Origin of the sequence: Wolbachia endosymbiont (group B) of Silvanus unidentatus (genome assembly GCF_964028615.1) — a bacterium.
Lineage (GTDB): Bacteria > Pseudomonadota > Alphaproteobacteria > Rickettsiales > Anaplasmataceae > Wolbachia.
Genome location: NZ_OZ034795.1, coordinates 1,161,791 through 1,181,862, shown reverse-complemented (window position 1 = coordinate 1,181,862; position 20,072 = coordinate 1,161,791). Strand labels below are relative to the sequence as shown.

The window sequence follows — 20,072 nt, the reverse complement described above, 5'->3', positions numbered from 1 at the left end:
GAGTACCTATTTAGGAGTACCTTTCTTAGAATTCACGTGTTGAAGAATGATTTCTGCTAAACCTTTACTAATTCCAGGTACGTTTTGAATTTCAGCTAGAGAAGCTTTGCTTATATTTTCTACAGAACCAAAATGAGACATGAGTGCCTTCTTTCTTTTACTGCCAACACCGGATATTTCACTTAATTGTGAAGCAAAAAACTGTTTATCGCGTTTTTTTCTATGCGAAGTTATCGCAAAACGGTGAGCTTCATTACGCAGCAATTGTAAATAAAGCATGACCTTACTGTCACTTGCTAGAGTAAATTCTTCTCTGTCCGGCACATAAAATCTTTCATTTCCTGCATTACGATCATGACCCTTTGCCATACAAGCAAAAGGAACTTTTATATTCAATATTTCCAACACATTCTGCACTATGGAAACATGTCCTGGACCGCCATCAATCAGTAAAAAATCAGGGATTATATCTTTTATATTGCCAGAGAAACGTCTAGTCAGCACTTCTCTCATCATTTTATAGTCATCACCTGAAATTTCTTCTTTTATAGTAAATTTTTTGTATTCACTTTTTAAAAAACCTTCCTGCCCTGCAACAATCATCACACCAACTTGTTGATTTCCAGATATATGGCTATTATCATAAACCTCGATACGCTTTGGAATATTTGGTAACGAGAAAATCTTCCTAAGCTCTTCGAGCTTTTCTAGGTTATTTCTATAATCAGTAAGCTTCTGTTCTAGACTATGCTGAGAATTATTGTAAATAAAATTCAACAAATCACGTTCTTTACTATTTTTCGCATGCAAAACTTTTATTGATTTTTGAGTAAGAGCATAAAGTGCTTGTTCTATAATTTCCTTATCCTTAATAAAATCGGGAACGTAAATTTGCGCTGGTGGTGTGTTAACTGGATTATACAAATTGACCAAAAAGGTGGATAAAATTTCATCATTTGAATGATCACTACAATTCTCAATGAAGTAAGGAATGCTTCCATAGTTACCTTTATCTCTGAAAGATAGTACACCAATGCATGCTAAGTCTGCCTCACGTACAACGCTAAAGAAATCTGCATCTTCTTCAAAAGAAAAATCCATTGGCTGCATTTGAATTTGCTGAAGAAATTTCAATCGATCTCTATAGACAGCAGCAAGCTCGTAGTTCATCTCCCTACTGCACTTTTCCATTGTAGAAAATAGCTGTCTTTGCACTTCTTTATTCCTTCCTAGCAGAGTATCTTGTGCTTGTTTTACTGATTTGCAGTAATCATCTTTTGTAATTTTATCTACGCATGGTGCTGAACAGCGCTTAACTTGATACTCAAGACATGGTCTTTTTGTTGAAGAGAAATATTGATCTGAACATACTCTTAAGAGAAAAGCTTTTTGCAATGATAATATAGTGTTCTTAACAGCAGCAGCAGATGGAAAAGGGCCGTAGTAATGAAACTCATTCTTCTTAAACTTACCTCTATATTTCGCTATTCTTGGATAATCATGCTTAGAAATTGTTATATAAGGATAAGATTTTCCATCCCTAAGCAAAATATTATAAGATGGTTTTAACGATTTTATTAACTGTGCTTCAAGAAGCAATGCTTCGATTTCATTCTCAGTGATGAATATTTCAACCTTAATAACCTGTGAGATCATTACTCTGATTCGTTCAGAAAGGTTTTCGAATTGAAGGTAGTCAGATAATCTCGACTTCAAGTTTTTTGCTTTACCAATGTATAAAACCTTACTCTTATCTCCAATCATCTTATAAACGCCACAGGATTGTGGAGATGATTTGATTTGTTCCTTATATTGCCTGAGCATTTATCAATTGTTTAACCTGTATAAGGTTAAACTCTGCTACTAAATGAAAGGTAGAAACAACATTTGCAAGCAAAGATAACCTGTTTATTCTAAGCTCATTAGAATCACAGTTAATCTTTACACTGTCCATAAATTGATTGATAAATGGAGCAAAACGAGCAAGTTCATCAAGCGCTGTATTAAAGTCGTTATTTTCTATCGCTTGTTTGATGTTTTTACAAGCAGATATAGCACAATTTGATAGCGCAATCTCCTCATCTTCAATCAAAAACTTCTTACTGTAAGATGCATTATAAGTAGTGCCATCACTTTTTCTCACTTTGCTCATCATGTTACTGGCTCTTTTATAAGTGCTTAGAACCTGTTCACCTTCTTTTGTACTAAGATAACGATCCAATATCACAGTTTGCTTTTCCGCTTTCAGCAGATCATTAATATCGACTTTATATAGTATTGAATCTACAACATCTTGCCTTATATTTCTATTTTTTAAAATAATCTTGAACCTTTCTAAGCAGAATTTAAATACTAGTTCTAAAATTTGTTTTTCACTTGGCTTATCAACTGGAGTTATATTTTTATTCAATAGAAGCCTTGAACATAAAGATACTGACTTATCTATCAGCAATCTAATTGGAATATGCAAATTATTTTCAAGTATTGTTCTAATTATACCAATTGTCATTCTACGCAAACCAAACTGATCATACGAACCAGAGATTTTCTCACCTGCTGCAATTAAGCCAACCAAACTATCCATTTTGTCTGCAATAGCTACAGCAATCGCAGTAGGAGATCTAGGGCATTCTTGGTCCGATCCAATTGGCTTATAGTGCTCAGTTATAGCTTCCACTACTTCTTTATCCTCTTGAAAATAAGAAGCGTAGTATCCACTCATTACTCCTTGCAATCCCGGAAATTCTTTCACTATCAACGTTGCAAGATCTGCCTTTGCTAAATATGCAGCACGTTCAACTTTAATTAATGAAGCATGTGGAATAAATATCGCTATATACTTTGAAAGAGCGATAATACGCTTCACTTTTTCTTCTACGCTACCGAGCGAAGCATGAAATGAAATAGAGCTCAATTTTTTGACATAGTAATCTAGGTTTTCCTTCTTGTCTTGAGATATCAAAAACTGGGCATCAGCAAGACGTGCTTCTAATATTCTTTCATGGCCTTTGACAACTTCATTGTTGTTAACATTTACAACAGTAACAAAATGTGATATTTTCTGTCCATCACTTAAAGCAAGATACTTTTGCTGCGTATTAATTATACTAAGTATTACTTTCTTCGGTAATTCTGATGATTTTACTTTACCAAATAATACTATTGGCCACTCTATAAGCCCTGCCAATTCATTAAGTAAATAATCATTTTTTTCAAGTTGTAAGTTCTCCTCTTTTGTAAACTTATTAATCTGATCTAGTATAAATTGCTTTCTTTTGTCCAACTGGAGAATGACATTATTTTTTTCTAACAATTCAAAATAGTCTTTGGGCGTTTTAACAGTAAGTACTGCATCACCTGAAAGAAACCTATGACCATACGTCACGTTGCATGCTGTAACCCCTGCAAAAGATATAGGTATTATTTCGTCATTTAAAATACATAGAATATTTTTAATTGGCCTAACCCATCTCTCTTTTCTTTCACTCCATCTCATACTCTTTGGCCAAGAAAAGTTTTTTAGCATTTCCTCCAGTTGATTTTTGAGAAACCCGTTGATGTTAAATAAGCAGCTTTCTCTCTTAATGAAGTAAAAATCTTCATCATTTACTTTGCGAATGAGTAAATCTTCTTCACCTTTCCGATTTTTTCTCAAAAAACCTTCGATAGCACTTTTCGGTGCATTAACTCTTGGTCCTTTAATTTCATTGTTAGAATCTTTTAGCTCTAAAGCACTTATGCCATCAATAAAAAGAGCAATGCGACGTGCAGTCACATAAACTTCTATAGATGCAAATTTCACATTATTTTTACTAAAAGCATTAGTGATATAGCTCTTAACCTGAGCTGCAGATGAATTCTGCATTCTTGATGGAATTTCTTCTGAAAGACATTCAAACAATAATTGTGACAACATATTCTACTTTGCTCTATATAATTCACAGCATTTTTTTGTTAACTCTCTCACTCTACCAATATAGGCTGTACGTTCATTCACACCAAGCACACCTCTTGCATCAAGTAGATTAAGTAGATGGCTCGTTTTAATACATTGGTCATAAGCTGCTATCGGCAATTCTTTTTCAACAAGGAATTTACACAGTTTTTCTGTATCCTCAAACTGCTGTTGTACTACTTTAGTATCATAATAATCAAGTGCCAGGTAAGAAAACTCTCGCTCTCTTTGTTTAAAAATATCTCCATAAGTTACACCATTATCGTTCCACATTATGTCGTAAACATTATCTACACCCTGTATGCACATTGCTAAACGCTCTAACCCATATGCTACTTCACCAGGAATTATTCTGCAGTCAATACCTCCCACTTGCTGTATATAAGTAAGTTGTGTTACTTCCATTCCGTTGCATGTAACCTCCCAACCAAGACCGGATGCGCCAACACTTGGGTTTTCCCAATCATCTTCAATAAACTTAATATCATATTCTTTTGTCGATACACCAAGAGCTTTTAAGCTATTTAAGTAAATATCTTGCAAATTGCTGCCAGATGGTTTTATTATAACTTGGTATTGATGATGCTGATATAAACGATTAGGGTTGTCGCCATAGCGTCCGTCTGCAGGTCTGATTACTGGTTGTAGATACACAATTTTTGTTGATTTTTCGTCAATCGCTGACATGATTGTTGCGGGATGTAGTGTTCCAGCTCCAACTTCAGACGTATATGGATGAAGTATAGTACACCCTTCATCTGCCCAAAAATCTTGTAATCCCTTTATTATATCCTGTAGATTCACGCAAACTGTATATCTTTTAAACTGAATACATAAGCAAATAAGTACTATTCTATACTTATTTTTTTAATAGTGCCATGAAAATAGTCACTCAAGGCTATTGAACTTTCTTTTACATACTCAAATATGCTTTTGTTTAAAACAATCGCATCATGCATAGTCAGATCGCAGAATATAAATGCAGTCAAGTACAATAAAATCACTGCATAAAACACATGAAAAATCCCTTCAAATGTGATTGATATTGCATTGTTATAACTAAGCTGTATCGTACTTATCGGCCATGGTTTTATTACTTCTACAATATTAAAAAATAAATAAGGTATTATAAAGAAAAAGAACAAATGCATAAGATCATTAAACCAAAATGGACATTGAAGTATTGCCTTGCATATACTTAAATAGAATTTACTTACAATATAATAAATTGACATTATTGCCGGCATCGAAAACGCAACAGTCATCACCTGTCCTGATGCTATTTGTATTACTATATTCTCATCACTGCTGGCTGAAGGATCTTGAGTATGAAAAATAGATATGCCAACTAATTGCAGCACTAACATAACTATTGCTAGCTTGGTAAAAATAGCAGCTACAACTATGCCTGAATTCGGCATTTTATATAGTATAAAATCACCTCCGTATGTAAGCATTAATATAATGTCGGTAATAAATAATATTAGAAAAGAAGACCAATAATGCTGCCAACCCGGTAAATATCCTACTCCTAAAAAAGAGCTTACTATTTTGGCAGGAAAAACCTTGCCTAGCATCTTACCCAAAAATTGAAAAAAAATCCCCATGTCCTAACTAACACTTGACTTATATTTTTCACAATACTGAATTGTAATGGACTTATCAATACACTTCTTGCATAGAAAAAAGGCAAATAGTTAAAAACGATCTAAACCGTTGCCCCTTTATACTAGTAGCCTCCTTTTTTGTCATCCCAGTGCCCAGGGATTGGCTCTTTTTTTCTAGATTCCAGTACTGGAATGACATCTTCAATATTCTTACATCTGATCTCAAACTATGGAATAACACCGTTATACGTACTGGAATATGGGCATCATTCAAGTAGCTGATCTCTATGATGGCATCATCCCAGTACTGGGATCCAGAACAGGTAATAAGAACTGGTCACGCGCTGGCCTGAAGCTTTAACTATAAATATTAAAAAATTTACCAGACGAAAAAAAGGCAAAAGAATCCCCCAGTAGTGAGTTTTGACCCTATAATAATGTAAATTGGCATTGTAATAATGTGCTAACGCTTATTTTAAGCGCATTTTGGCTGAATGTAGAAAAAATAAAAAAGACATGCAGCCGCTATAATTTTATGTAATCTGCCAATATATACCTGAGTTTTTTACTGAATTTTGTTGTTAAATCTGCAGAGATTAAAAACAAGGATAAATACTCTTATTGATATGATAAGGAAAGTGGGAAGGTTTGTCAAGTCACTTCGGCCAGCTACCTACTTAGATGTTCCACACTGCTAAGTAGATACCAAATTTTTTGCAACATCAAGTGCAGCATAGGTAAATATTGCACTTGCACCTGCACGTTTAAAACCAATTAAGGACTCATAAATCACTCTGTTATAATCCAACCAGCCATTATTTGCTGCAGCTTTTATCATTGCGTATTCACCGCTTACTTGGTAAGCAAAAATCGGAAAATTGAACTTGTCACTTGCTGTTTTTATTATATCTAAGTATGGCATACCCGGCTTTATCATAATAAAATCTGCACCTTCATTTATATCCATTTCGATTTCGCAGATTGCTTCGCGTGCATTTCGATAATCCATTTGATAACCACTTTTATCAATGAAATTTGATGATGCGCACGAACCGACAACTTGCCTGAACGGCGCATAGAAGCTAGAACAGTACTTTACTGCATAGGACAATATTGACACATTCTGAAAGTTATTATCATCCAATGTTTTTCTTATTTTTCCTATCCTGCCATCCATCATATCAGAAGGAGCAACTATATCGCATCCTGCTTTTGCTAAAACAAGCGCTTGCTTACACAATATTGACACAGTTTCATCATTTTCCACATCCATCTTGCCGTCTTTTAAAATGCCATCATGACCGTGAGTAGTGTATGGATCTAGTGCAATGTCTGCAATAATGCCAATATCAAGTACCTTCGATTTTACAGCATGAATTGCTTTGCAGATTAAATTATCAGGATTATATGCTTCCTCAGCTTTTTCAGATTTTAGTTTACTATCAACTACAGGAAAAATTGCAACAGCATTAATCCCCGAGTCCTTAGCTTTCTGAACTATAGAAATTAATCCATCTATTGAATAACATTTGATATCAGGTAAGCCAGAAATTGGCTCAATTGTTTCTTCTCCGTCATGAACAAATAAGGGAAAAATCAAATCATTTACTGATAAAGTGATTTCACTTGTTAAATTGCGAATCCACTTGCCTGAGCGCCTGCGTCTTAATCTTATGTTTGGAAAGTTAAACATTGGACCCAGGCAAATTCCCAGTAAAAAGCAACACTCCTGAAATGAGTATTACCCAAAGTACCGATATTGGCAAAAATACTTTCCAACCAAGACGCATTAATTGATCATAACGATAACGAGGTATTGTAGCTCTAATCCAAACAAATATAAACAAAAGTACAACTATCTTCAAAACAAACCAGATTAAACTAGGAATTTTATACAGCAAACTAAGCTCTAATGGAGGATACCACCCTCCTAGAAAGAATATTGTCATCATAGCGCTTGCTAAAATCATATTTGCATATTCTCCCAAGAAAAAGAGAGCAAAAGGCATTGATGAATACTCGACGTTATACCCAGAGACGAGCTCTGCTTCAGCTTCTGGTAAGTCAAATGGGTGACGATTAGTTTCGGCAAGCAAAGAAATAAAAAATATTATTCCTATAGGCATTAGTAATAAATCAATCCAAAATGGCATATTATGTTTCGCTACCACCATCTCTCCAAGATTTAATGTGCCAGTTGTAATAACAACTGTAGCAACTATTAGACCTATTGAAACTTCATATGAAATCATTTGAGCAGCTGACCTTATAGCGCCAAGAAATGCATAATTAGAATTACTAGACCAGCCTGCAATAATAATGCCATATATTCCCAAAGAGGATATAGCTAGCACATAAAGCACTCCAACATTAATATTTGATATTACCTTAGGGATTATTACCTGCTGTCCATTTTCTGTAATTATTTCAGCTCCAAATGGTATAACTGCCCAGGAAATTAATGCTAAAATAAAGGTGAGCATTGGAGCCATAATAAACAGTATGGTGTTTGCTCTAAATGGTATTATCGGCTCTTTAATTATCAATTTGATAGCATCTGCAAATGGCTGTAGTAGCCCAAATGGCCCTACTACACTTGGACCATGCCTTAGTTGAATTGCACCAATAACTTTACGCTCAAAGTACACTAAATATGCTACTGAAAGCAAAAGTGGAATAAGAAGAAAAAGAATATCAAATATCAAGTACATGCAACCCTAAATCAAAAAAATAGTTCATAATTGTGGCAATAAAAAATACAGCAAATGCTCTAGACACAAAAGACAATGTCCCTATTGAAATCAATAGGACAACACTTTTCTGTACAGCATTTAGCTTAATAGAATAGTAAAATGATATGCATATGAATGACACTAGTGACATCATAATTAAGATCATTGTGAGAGGCAAATAATTCCCTCTTCCCTCGGTAACTATAATAAATGTTATTGCCATCCATACATATCCTTCCGTAAATAGTGCAATAATATCATTGATAAAATCAACTAGCTTATAAACGAACTGTTTTTCTAATGTATTTTGTTCTTTACACAAAAATATAGAGTTTAATTTTCGTTGAAAATATACCAGAGTTATTAGTAATAATGGTGTTAGAATAAATAAAATATTAAGTAGAGTGTTCATAAAAATCCTTAGTACAATCTGCCATTATTTTTGAAGCACGACCTATTGAGTCTGTCATATAAAAATTACACTCCTTTAAAGTAAAAGGCGTATTACTTAAATTTATTTTACCATTGCTGATTGGTACCCATGTATTTTTTACCACTTGATCAACACTTCTAAACTGTGGACCGATAGTATCTAATTTTTTTCTCACATCAAATAAACTATCATATAACAAGGAAAGGCTCAAATATTGGGATAAATTTTTAATAATCAACCAATCTTCCTTTGCTTCACCAGGAGGAAAAACAGCTAAATTTGTTCTCTGTACTCGCCCTTCAGTATTTACATAAGTTGCATATTTTTCTGTGTATGCAGCTCCAGGTAGAATGACATCTGCTATATGCGCTCCCCTATCACCATGGTGGCCTTGATAAATTACAAATGTATTTTCTAATTTTGATGTATCAATTTCATCTGCACCAAGAAGATAAACAACTTCCACCTCGCCACTTTCTGCCTGTTTTAGCATCTGATTAATGTCTTTTCCACCTTTGCTAGGAACAAATCCAATATCGAGTCCACCAACTCTTGCTGCAGCCTTATGCAGTACGTTAAAGCCATTCCAGTTATCTCTGATCATGTTAAATTTTTCTGCAATTTTGCCAGTTAGCGCTAAAATTGATTCAGAATCATCTCTTACTAATGCATCTTGACCGATGATGAGCATAGGATTTGAGGCAACACTCAGCAGCTTGCAAAATTTATGATTTCCTTTTGCTATTTCGTCTAAGATATTTGGGTTATTGCCTAACCTCTCAACATGGTATAAATACTCAACGTTAGGGCCAATGCTTGCAATAGGAAAATTGCCTTGTAAATATCTCTTTCTCAATCTTGCATTAATGATTGGTGCTTCTATCCTTGGATTCGTATTGATTAGCAAGCATAAATCTGCACTTTCTATACCCTGAATAGTGGTATTGAACACATAAGATCCACGATTACTTGGTATCAGTTTTGCTCCATCCTGTCTGCAGTCTATATTTGCTGAACCAAGCTTATGCATCACTTCCTTCAGCAGAAGCATAGATTCACAATCTGCTAAATCACCTGCAATTGCAGCTATTTTGTTTGGTTTCGTACTTTTTATTTTTTTTGCAGCAAAAGTCAATACTTCATTCCAGTCAACTGAGACTAATTTGCCCTCTTTTTTTATATAAGGTCGATCGAGGCGTTGTACTTTGAGTCCATCGTAAGCAAAACGAGTTTTGTCTGATATCCATTCTTCGTTCACTTCTTCATTGAGTCTTGGCAATATTCGCATAACTTCAGGACCACGACAATCAACTCTAATATTACTTCCTACAGCATCTAGCACATCTATAGTTTCACAATGTGATAGCTCCCATGGACGTGCTGTAAAAGAATAGGGCTTTGAAGTTAAAGCTCCCACCGGGCAAAGATCTATAATATTCCCAGATAATTCAGAGCTAATATGCCTTTTTATGTAAGTACTAATCTCTATATTTTCTCCCCTTCCGATTCCTCCAAGTTCATTTGTACCTGCAACATCAGACAAAAATCTAATACACCGAGTGCAATGAATACACCTGTTCATTGCAGTTTCAATCAGCGGACCAAAATGTTTTTTTGGCACAGCCCTCTTATATTCATCAAGTCTGCTGATTCCTTTACCATAAGCCATCGTGATATCTTGCAAATCGCATTCACCACCTTGATCACAAATTGGGCAATCAAGCGGGTGGTTTATTAGCAAAAACTCAAGCACACCTTCACGCGCCTTTTTTACCTTGGGAGTATCCGTGTGAATAACCATACCCTCCGCAACTGGCATTGCACAAGAAGCTACTGGTTTTGGAGGGCCACCCTCAACTTCAACCAAACACATTCTGCAGTTACCAGCAATTGCTAAACGCTCATGATAACAAAACCGCGGAACTTCAACGCCCACAACTTCACAAGCTTGAATTATAGTGAGCCCATGCTCTACTTCACATTCCTTAGAATTAATAGTAACTTTAACCACAACTACTATACAGCTTCCCACTTTATAGGATTGCCGCTTACCTCATCTTCAACTAGATTGCCGTTATCGTATTGAGCAGACATATAGTTCATACGTGAATCACGGTCTATATATCTAACCGGCTTTACCGGTTTATCCTTATACATTTTTTGTTCTGCTTTCTTACGCTGAGTAGGGTTATTTTTACTAGCTGTTTTCGCTTTTCCGCCTGCTGCCATATAAACTCCTAAAAACTTCCTATTTTATTCTAACACTTAAGTATATACCGTCAATACCCAATAGCTTTAAAGTTTTAATAGTCCATCATTACAATCATCATTTGAACAAAATACTTTCTCTTGATGCTGCTCAAGTGTGTAACTTTAGAATCCCCAAAAAAGAAAATGTAAGTTACTTTGATGATATCATTTTCTACGTCTTATAAATAGACATTCATGTAGCCGTAAATTAAGCTATAAACTCAATACAAAGATCCTTAATTATTAATCTCATAGTACTTCTCAACCAACTTATTTAGCAACCTTACACCGAAACCTACTGCCCCTCTTGGAGAAATATCAGTGCCTTTTTCGTGCCAAGCAGTGCCTGCAATGTCTAAATGTGCCCAACAAGTGTCGTTTACAAAACGCTGTAGAAACTGTGCAGCCATTATACTATCTCCACCAGAACCTGCAGGAGCTATATTTTGCACATCAGCAATCGGCGAATCAATAATTTTGTTATAAGTTTCATTCATAGGAAAACGCCATAATTTCTCATTTACTTCATTTCCTACATCAATCAAATGATTCGCTAATTCATCGTTATTTGAAAAAAGACCAGCATATTCATTATTTCCCAGTGCAACCACTATAGCACCAGTTAAAGTTGCAAGGTCGATCATAAATTTCGGTGCAAATCTATCTTGTGTATACCATAAAGCATCTGCAAGTATGAGCCTTCCTTCTGCATCAGTGTTCAACACTTCTATCGTCTGTCCAGACATCGAAGTTACTACATCACTTGGTCTTTGAGCATTACCGTCCACTGCATTTTCTGCAAGTGCAACTACACCAACTGCATTTACCTTTGCTTTTCGTCCAGCTAGAGTACGCATCACCCCAACCACAGTAGCAGAACCCGCCATGTCATATTTCATTGACTCCATGCCACGCGAAGGCTTGAGTGACACTCCACCAGTATCAAACGTTATGCCTTTACCCACAAAAGCTACAGGCTTTTGTTCCTTGAAAGCTCCATTCCATTTGATCACTACTAATTTTGGCTCTTTACTACTTCCCTGTGCTACCCCAAGCAATGCTCCCATTTTTTTCTCTTCCATCTGCTTCTTACCAAGCACTTCGATTTCAAGGCCAAGCTTAGTAAGCTCGGTTTTTATATAATCAGCATAGGATTCTGGATATAAAACATTAGGTGGTTCAATGGTAAGAGTACGTGCAAGAAATATGCCTTCACCTTCTTGTCTTAAACGCTCAAATGATTTTTCAGCACTACTGAATTGCTCATCTTTCGTTAGCACTGTGATCTCCTCTACTTCTGTAACTTTTTCATCCTTTTTGGTTTTATACTTATCAAATTTAAAACTGCGCAAAAATGCACCGTATGCAACATTTGCTGCATTGCCTTCGATTGAGATTGCCGCTCGCTTGATTCTTAATCTGCTTAGCTCACAATATATTTTACCACCAATATTTAATCCTTTGCTTTCATCCCATTCATCTCTCATTCCAAGACCAGCAACTATAATATTTTTTCCCTCTGATGAAGTAACGGAGAAAAATTCACCAAAACCTCCATTAAAATCACTAAATTTCTTGATGTTATCTATAGCTTGCTTATCTTGTAGAACATTAGTTATGAGCTTATCACCCTCAAAAAAACCTACCACTAGCGTCTCAAAATCGGGTAAAGCTTTAGAAATTGTTATCTTCATCGTTGACATCTCCGTTGCAAATAATTGTAAGCTGCACATAAAGCATAGTAAAAACATTAGTAAGATATTTTTCATATACATTTTAAGTACAATAGCGCTTAAGACTACTATGAACTCCGCTGATATGCAAGGGCTTTATCTTTTATCAGAAAATTTGTTATGCCCACCTAGGGTTATATTAAATGTGTAGGTCTTCATGGCCTGATTGTTATAAGTAAATGGTGCTATCAGAAGGCTTGCAAGTCCACTCTCAATAAGATTACCAAGAAGAAGATCATCACAGTTATCGCAATTATGATTAGCAAAAAACATTTGTGTTGTGAATTCTGGAAAATCTGGATGTTGGACCAAAAAGTTGATGTGTGGAGCCCTATCACCAATTTTACCTGGTACTATTGTAATAAAATTATAATAGCCAAGGTTATTTACTACAAATCTTCCTGATCCAGCAAAATTTGGATCAAGCTCCACATTTTCATCATAATAGCTCATGCCAAGTGAGTCTGCGTGCCATATAGAAACCACAGCATTTTGTATCGGTAAGCAATTTACATCAGTAACTCTACCCACTACATTTATTAATTCTCCTGATGCATTATTTGGAGAGCCAGGTTTTCTTCTTAAATTATTTGAAGAGTTAAAGCTTTTTGGCCTTGTTTCAAGATCATAAATCCCTGGAGTTTCAATACAATTAAGCAAAATAGGATCAGCCGCAAATAATGACAAATCGAATATAAATTGTACTAAAAACGCTAATAAGATATTTTTTACATTCATTTTGTTTATAGTGCTTTTATCAGAATTATAGCAACCTTTTTCTTTTATTAAAGACAAGACTTTCTTTGAAACCTCCTTAGAATCACAACTATCCTTTCAGTGTATGAGTTTTAGGTTTTAGTACTGCATACACAACTGCACGGACTTCCAATTTAGAAATTGCAAATCAATCCAAACACGCAAGTGTAATGTTACCGCCACATGCTGTAGTGTTGACACTTACAACCTTTTCTATAGAAAAACGTTGCAGATAATTAGGACCACCAGCTTTTGGTCCGGTACCTGACAGTCCTCTACCGCCAAATGGTTGCATTCCAACTGCTGCACCTATTTGATTGCGATTGATGTATACATTTCCAACTGATATTTTCTTGCTTATTAAATCGATCTTACTTTGTACACGGCTTTGCAAAGAAAACGTAAGTCCATATCCTGTATTGTTTATATCACTTATAACTTCATTTAACTGCGACTTATTAAAACGTATGATATGTAAAATAGGCCCAAACACTTCTTGCTTTAATTGCGAAATTTTTTGTATCTCATAAATGTACGGAGGAAAGAAATAACCATTATAAGAATTTGTACCCATGGGTACCTTGGACAAAAGGTTTGAATCTTCATCCCTTGATATTTTTTCCGTATGTTTAGTGAGCATATCAATAGATGCTTTGTCAATTATTGGACCAATATCTGTGCTCAGTTGTATTGGGTCACCTATCTTTAGTTCTTGAGCTGCATTGCATATCATTTTTATCTGTTTTTCTGCTATATCTTCTTGAATAAATAGCACTCTGAGAGCAGAACAACGTTGACCGCCACTGCGAAATGCAGAAATTAAAACATCCTTAGTTACCTGCTCTAAAAGAGGAGAACTATCAACAATCATAGCATTTAATCCACCAGTTTCAGCGATAAGTGGCACAATAGGACCATCTCTGCTGGCAAGCATTCTATTAATTATTTGAGCAGTCTGTGTTGAGCCGGTAAAAGCTACACCGGAAATTCTATTATCTGGCACTAATATTTTACCTAAATATCGACCATCTCCTGGAACAAGATGTAATACATTTTTTGGTATTCCAGCTTCGTGTAGTATCTTAACGGCTTCATAGGCAATAATCGGCGTTTGCTCTGCCGGCTTTGCCAGCACTGCATTACCTGCTACAAGTGCAGCTGAAACCTGCCCAATGAAGATAGCAAGTGGAAAATTCCACGGTGATATGCATAAGAAAACTCCTCTGCCCTCAAAAAAGATGAAGTTATCTTCACCTGTTGGACCTGGCAATTTTTTCCAGTCATTCAGTTCGTTTTTTGCTATCATTGCATAATAGCGCAAAAAGTCGATTGCCTCTCTTACTTCTGCTATTGCATCGGATAAAATTTTTCCTGCTTCCAAGATCAGAATGTAAACCAACTCTTTCATCCTTTCTTCAAGCAAATCTGCAGCTTTTTCAAGGCATTTAGCGCGCTCTTCTGCTGAAATATTCTGCCACTTAGTAAAAGCACTATGTGCTATTTCAAGAGCATTTAAAGCCTGAGCGCTTGTTGTACTTGACACTTCTCCAATTACATTTTCCAAATGTGCAGGATTCACTACTTCGATAAATTCAGCACTATCAAGTAGTGCCTTTCCATCAATTATTGGCCCAACTTGCCATTTCTTTTCACTAAATTTTTTTATATCATTTGCAAATTGCGAAACTGTAATTGAATCACTAATATCCATCCCCAAGGAGTTTTTTCTTTCCTCTCCAAAAATATCTTGTGGCAATGGAATGTTTTGATGAGGTTCATATTCTAAACTTTTAGCTTTTTCTAATGGATCCGAGACTAATTCTTCAATTTTAACGTTAGGATCATTTATTTGATTGACGAACGAACTATTAGCTCCATTTTCAAGAAGACGCTTAACAAGATATGGTAATAAATCACTACGTTTACCAACTGGTGCATATATACGACAGCTGATGCTTGTTGCAAGTTCTGACATTGCATAATCATATAAATCCTCACCCATTCCGTGTAAACGCTGAAACTCAAATCCAGGATGATCTTTGTCAGCAAGCTCTATTATAGTAGCAAAAGTATAGGCATTATGAGTTCCAAAGCATGGGTAAAAGTGATTTACTTTGCTTAAAAGCTTCTGTGCACACGCAAGGTAGCATACATCAGTATAGCTTTTTCTTGTAAATATCGAATAACCACTTAACCCTAGCTCTTGTGCACACTTGATTTCTGAGTCCCAATATGCACCTTTCACAAGCCTTACCATAATTTTATGCTTTGATCGGATAGCAACATCCTCAACAAAATCAAGCACAGATAAAGCACGTTTTTGATATGCTTGTACAGCCAAGCCAAGCCCTCCCCACTGAGAAAGTGACTCATCAAGACGCAGTTGCTCGAATAAAACTAATGACATCTCAAGTCTTTCTGATTCTTCTGCATCTATGCATAGTGAAATGTTGTATTTTTTTGCTTCACGACAGAGCTCTAAAACCCTAGTAAATATCTCATCAGCAATTCGGTCAAATTGACCAAATTCATAACGTGGGTGCAAAGCAGAAAGTTTTATTGAAATTCCATGGGATTTAAAACAATCATTCACTTCAGTAGTTGCACCTATAGCTTTTATTGAGTGCATGTATGAATCAAAACACTCTTCTGCATCTTCAGCTGTGTGAGCAGCTTCGCCAAGCATATCAAAAGAGTATAAAAACTTACTATTGTTATCTAGTTTTGCATATCTTAAAGCTTCTTCTATGGTTTCTCCAACAACAAAATGATTACCAAGCATAGACATTGCTTGTTTTACTGCTTTGCGAATGATCGGTTCTCCTAAATTCTTAAGTAACTTAGAAATTGCGTAATAGAACTTCGAATCGCCTTCATTATCTCTCAATATACTGCTACCTATCATCAAGCTCCATGTGGAAGCATTAACAAACAATGAAGAGGAACGCCCCAAGTGTTTATTCCATTCTTGGTTGGTAATTTTATCTTTGATCAATTCGTCTATTGTGTAATCATCTGGTATTCTAAGTAGCGATTCAGCAAGGCACATCAATGCTATTCCTTCATCATTGGAAAGCGAATATTGCTGCATAAAGGAATCTACAATACTTAATTTATTGTGTTTGATTTTTTCAATAACTTGTTTTGCAATATTGTAAATTCTGTTTTTCGAATCAACCGAAAGTTCTACTTTTTCTACAAGATAACGTACACAGCTTTTTTCATCAGTACGATAAAATCCTTGTAAACGTTTTCTGAGTTCATTAGGTTCTTGTATAGAGCTAATCATAATTATCTATAAAACACCTTTACTATATGTAAGGTAAAATTATATCATAACTTCGCATAGAACAAATCATTATTTAAAAGGACCAGGGCTGGAGCTAAAAGAAGTCTAGTACTTACTTTTACTAAGTCGAAAGAAGTATGTAGCTTAACACCCCACCACTCATTAAGTATTTAATCTCAGTTGCGGTTTGTACACAGCATTTGAGTTGTATTGATTGCTTTGAATTATCCTGTCTTTTAATGATACATTCTAGATTTCCATTTGATACTATTTCACCTTTTATGCTTATTATCTCACTACCATCAAATATCTTTCTGGTTATTCCATTTTGGAATATAAGTGGAAGAACACCCATGCCGACCAAGTTGGACCTATGTATGCGTTCAAAACTTTCTGCAATCACAGCTTTAATTCCCAGTAATGCAGTACCCTTTGCTGCCCAATCCCTACTTGAACCTGTACCATATTCTTTTCCTGCAATGACAACTAATGGAACAGCTTCTCTTTTATATTGCATTGCTGCATCAAAAATTGACATAGTTTCTTGAGAAGGAATATGTTTTGTATAGCCACCCTCAGCGCTCACCATTTTATTTCTTATTCTGATATTAGCAAAGGTTCCACGCATCATTACGTTGTGGTTACCGCGGCGAGATCCATATGAATTGAAATCTTGCGGTTCAACTCCAAGACCTTTTAAATATATGCCTGCAGGACTATTTGAGGCAATATTTCCAGCAGGGGAAATGTGGTCGGTAGTGACGCTATCGCCAAACATCGCTAGTATTTGCGCATTCTTTATATCAACTATGTTGCTTCCATTGTTCTTAGTCGATAAATTATCAAAATAGGGAGGGTTTTGTATATAAGTGCTTTTCGTGTCCCAATCATAGATTTCACCTTTCTCACACTTTATCTTTTGCCAATGCTCATCACCAGAAAAAACATCCTTATACTTTTGTATGAACATTTCACGCGTCACAACACTTTTAACACAGCTCTCAACTTCATTATTTGTTGGCCATATATCTTTGAGATAGACATCATTTCCATTCTTATCTTTGCATATTGAATCTTTTGTCAAATCAATTTGCACAGTGCCTGCAAGTGCATATGCAACAATAAGTGGCGGAGATGCCAAGTAATTAGCTTTGACTAACGGATGAATTCTTCCTTCAAAGTTACGATTGCCAGACAAAACTGCAGCAACAGTTAAGTTTTTGTTTTTTATATCATCCTCTATATCCTTATTAAGTGGACCAGAATTTCCAATGCAAGTTGTGCAGCCATATCCAACTAGATTAAAACCCAAAGCATTTAGATCTACCTGCAATCCAGACTTTTCTAAATATTCTGTCACAACTTGTGACCCTGGAGCAAGAGAAGTTTTAACCCAAGGCTTTGATTTTAATCCAAGTTTAATTGCATTACGAGCTACAAGACCTGCAGCAATCATCACACTTGGATTTGAGGTGTTAGTGCAGCTTGTTATTGCTGCAATCACTACGCTGCCACTCTGGAGCTGATCGCCATAGATAGGTTCCAACGGAGGTCTGTTTGTCTCATTAATAGGAAAAGATGTAGAAAAAGATTCCGCTACTTCTGAAAGGAAAATCTTATCCTGTGGTCTTTTAGGACCAGCCATCACTGGCTTTACGCTTGATAAATCAAGCTTCAGTGTGTCAAAGAACGCCAATTCTTCATTACTACGCCACAGCCCTTGTTCTTTTGCATAGACTTCAGCTAATTTAACCAACTCTTTTGGCCTTCCGGTTAAGTTTAAATAATCTAGTGTCTTCTGATCAATTGGAAAGAATCCACAAGTTGCACCATACTCTGGAGCCATATTAGCTATGGTTGCTCTATCTGCCAAAGATAAACAATCTAAGCCATCACCATAAAATTCCACAAATCTGCCAACAACGCCTTTTGTTCTCAGGATATTAGTAATCGTTAGCACTAGATCAGTTGCTGTTACTCCCTCTGAAAGTCTTCCTATTAATTTAAATCCTACTACTTCTGGAATTACCATACTAATTGGTTGACCAAGCATCACAGACTCAGCTTCTATTCCACCAACACCCCAACCAAGAACCGATAAACCATTTACCATAGTAGTGTGACTATCTGTACCGACTAAGGTATCTGGATATAGAACTCCGCTATCGTTACATACAACTTGCGCTAAATATTCAAGATTCACTTGGTGGCAAATTCCAGTACCTGGTGGCACTACTCTAAAATTTGTGAAGGATGACTCTCCCCATTTTAAGAATTGATACCTCTCCAAATTTCTTTTTACTTCCAGTGCAACGTTTTTACCAAATGCAGAAGTGCTTCCGTAACTATCTACTTGAACAGAGTGATCGATCACAAGATCAACAGGTACAGATGGATTTATTTTGCTGGGGTTACCTCCGTTTTTCTTCACATAATTACGCATTGAAGCTAAGTCAACGACAGCAGGAACTCCTGTGAAATCCTGCATCAAAACCCTTGCTGGCTTGTAGCTAATTTCGTGATTAATGTGTTTCTTGACGCAATTTGCTAATATCTTTATGTCATCTAATTTAACGCTTACTCCATCTTCGTTGCGCAATAAATTTTCAAGCAATACCTTGAGTGAACAAGGCAATTTTGTTAAATTTACTCCTAAAAATTTACCAGCGTTACTTAGGTTAAAGTAGTTATATAACCTTCCATCAATATTTAAAGTCGTCTTTGCATTTAAAGAATTGTTCATCCTGTATTAGTTAAAATTGGAATTACTAGCGCTACTTTTTTGTTGTTGACTTTGCTGCTGATACATAGTTTCAAAATCTATAGGATCTAGCATAAGTGGAGGAAACCCACCACTACTTGTAGTTCTTGCAATTATTTCTCTTGCAAAAGGGAAAAGAAAAGTAGGTCCACCAATAAATAAAGCTTGTCTCACCTCTTCCTCACTTAGCTCTGTAAAATTTTCTATTGAAAAAATACCGCAATACTTTACCTCGCAAATGAAAGCTATATCATCTTTTACATCTTCATCTTTTACCGTTGCTTTGGCTTCTATATGCAAAGTAATTTCATGAAAAGGCTTTTCTTCACTTATTCCTTTTTTATTTTCTGTTCCTTCTAATTTTGCTGAATTAATATTAACCATTACATTAATATCAGGAGCTTTACTAGAAGGAAGGAATGGCGAATTTGGATTCTCAAACGAAAAATCTTTGACATACTGACCATGAATTTTCATTTTGTGTTGTGACATTTCTTACGTCTCCTTTAATTAAGTTGAGATGTTTAATACTTTCTTATATAATATATTCATTTAC

General features: G+C 35.6%; 14 protein-coding genes. All 14 read right to left on the bottom strand.

From position 1 onward, the window contains the following. Positions 1-6: 6 nt before the first annotated feature. Positions 7-1,824, bottom strand: a complete 1,818-nt coding sequence (gene uvrC / locus ABWU65_RS05585) for an excinuclease ABC subunit UvrC (protein ID WP_012481994.1) — start codon at positions 1,822-1,824, stop codon at positions 7-9. After that, on the bottom strand, positions 1,808-3,916 hold the full coding sequence (glyS, locus tag ABWU65_RS05580) for a glycine--tRNA ligase subunit beta (protein ID WP_019236898.1): 2,109 nt from the start codon (positions 3,914-3,916) through the stop codon (positions 1,808-1,810). The genes uvrC and glyS overlap by 17 nt, the downstream gene beginning before the upstream one ends. Positions 3,917-3,919: 3 nt before the next feature. Beyond that, positions 3,920-4,759 (bottom strand): glycine--tRNA ligase subunit alpha, encoded by an 840-nt coding sequence (locus ABWU65_RS05575; protein ID WP_007302494.1) that lies wholly within the window; start codon positions 4,757-4,759, stop codon positions 3,920-3,922. Between the two features lie 44 nt (positions 4,760-4,803). After that, positions 4,804-5,562, bottom strand: coding sequence for a hypothetical protein (locus ABWU65_RS05570; protein ID WP_007302495.1), 759 nt, complete (start codon positions 5,560-5,562; stop codon positions 4,804-4,806). A gap of 694 nt (positions 5,563-6,256) precedes the next feature. Further along, positions 6,257-7,255 carry a porphobilinogen synthase gene (hemB, locus tag ABWU65_RS05565; RefSeq protein ID WP_007302474.1) on the bottom strand — a complete coding sequence of 333 codons (999 nt, stop codon included), beginning with the start codon at positions 7,253-7,255 and terminating at the stop codon, positions 6,257-6,259. Continuing rightward, on the bottom strand, positions 7,248-8,273 hold the full coding sequence (gene nuoH, locus ABWU65_RS05560; protein WP_010404403.1) for an NADH-quinone oxidoreductase subunit NuoH: 1,026 nt from the start codon (positions 8,271-8,273) through the stop codon (positions 7,248-7,250). The genes hemB and nuoH overlap by 8 nt, the downstream gene beginning before the upstream one ends. Then, positions 8,257-8,616 carry a hypothetical protein gene (locus ABWU65_RS05555; RefSeq protein ID WP_246038627.1) on the bottom strand — a complete coding sequence of 120 codons (360 nt, stop codon included), beginning with the start codon at positions 8,614-8,616 and terminating at the stop codon, positions 8,257-8,259. The genes nuoH and ABWU65_RS05555 overlap by 17 nt, the downstream gene beginning before the upstream one ends. Before the next feature lie 73 nt (positions 8,617-8,689). After that, the gene (gene nuoG, locus ABWU65_RS05550) at positions 8,690-10,738 is read right to left on the bottom strand and encodes an NADH-quinone oxidoreductase subunit NuoG (protein ID WP_353280422.1); all 2,049 of its coding nucleotides are present in this window, start codon (positions 10,736-10,738) and stop codon (positions 8,690-8,692) included. Positions 10,739-10,743: 5 nt separating this feature from the next. Next, positions 10,744-10,956: a hypothetical protein gene (locus ABWU65_RS05545; RefSeq protein WP_006279675.1), complete on the bottom strand. Its 213-nt coding sequence runs from the start codon at positions 10,954-10,956 to the stop codon at positions 10,744-10,746. 257 nt (positions 10,957-11,213) lie between these two features. After that, a complete protein-coding gene (locus tag ABWU65_RS05540) occupies positions 11,214-12,710 on the bottom strand; it encodes a leucyl aminopeptidase (RefSeq protein WP_044475428.1) in 1,497 nt (498 codons plus the stop codon). Positions 12,711-12,806: 96 nt separating this feature from the next. After that, positions 12,807-13,448: a protocatechuate 3,4-dioxygenase gene (locus ABWU65_RS05535; RefSeq protein WP_319803447.1), complete on the bottom strand. Its 642-nt coding sequence runs from the start codon at positions 13,446-13,448 to the stop codon at positions 12,807-12,809. Between the two features lie 166 nt (positions 13,449-13,614). Further along, positions 13,615-16,755: a bifunctional proline dehydrogenase/L-glutamate gamma-semialdehyde dehydrogenase PutA gene (putA, locus tag ABWU65_RS05530; protein WP_353280420.1), complete on the bottom strand. Its 3,141-nt coding sequence runs from the start codon at positions 16,753-16,755 to the stop codon at positions 13,615-13,617. Positions 16,756-16,876: 121 nt separating this feature from the next. Continuing rightward, complete coding sequence (gene acnA, locus ABWU65_RS05525; protein WP_052264762.1) at positions 16,877-19,498, bottom strand: aconitate hydratase AcnA; 2,622 nt, start codon at positions 19,496-19,498, stop codon at positions 16,877-16,879. A gap of 6 nt (positions 19,499-19,504) precedes the next feature. Further along, positions 19,505-20,008: a protein-export chaperone SecB gene (gene secB / locus ABWU65_RS05520; protein WP_007302467.1), complete on the bottom strand. Its 504-nt coding sequence runs from the start codon at positions 20,006-20,008 to the stop codon at positions 19,505-19,507. Positions 20,009-20,072: the final 64 nt, after the last annotated feature.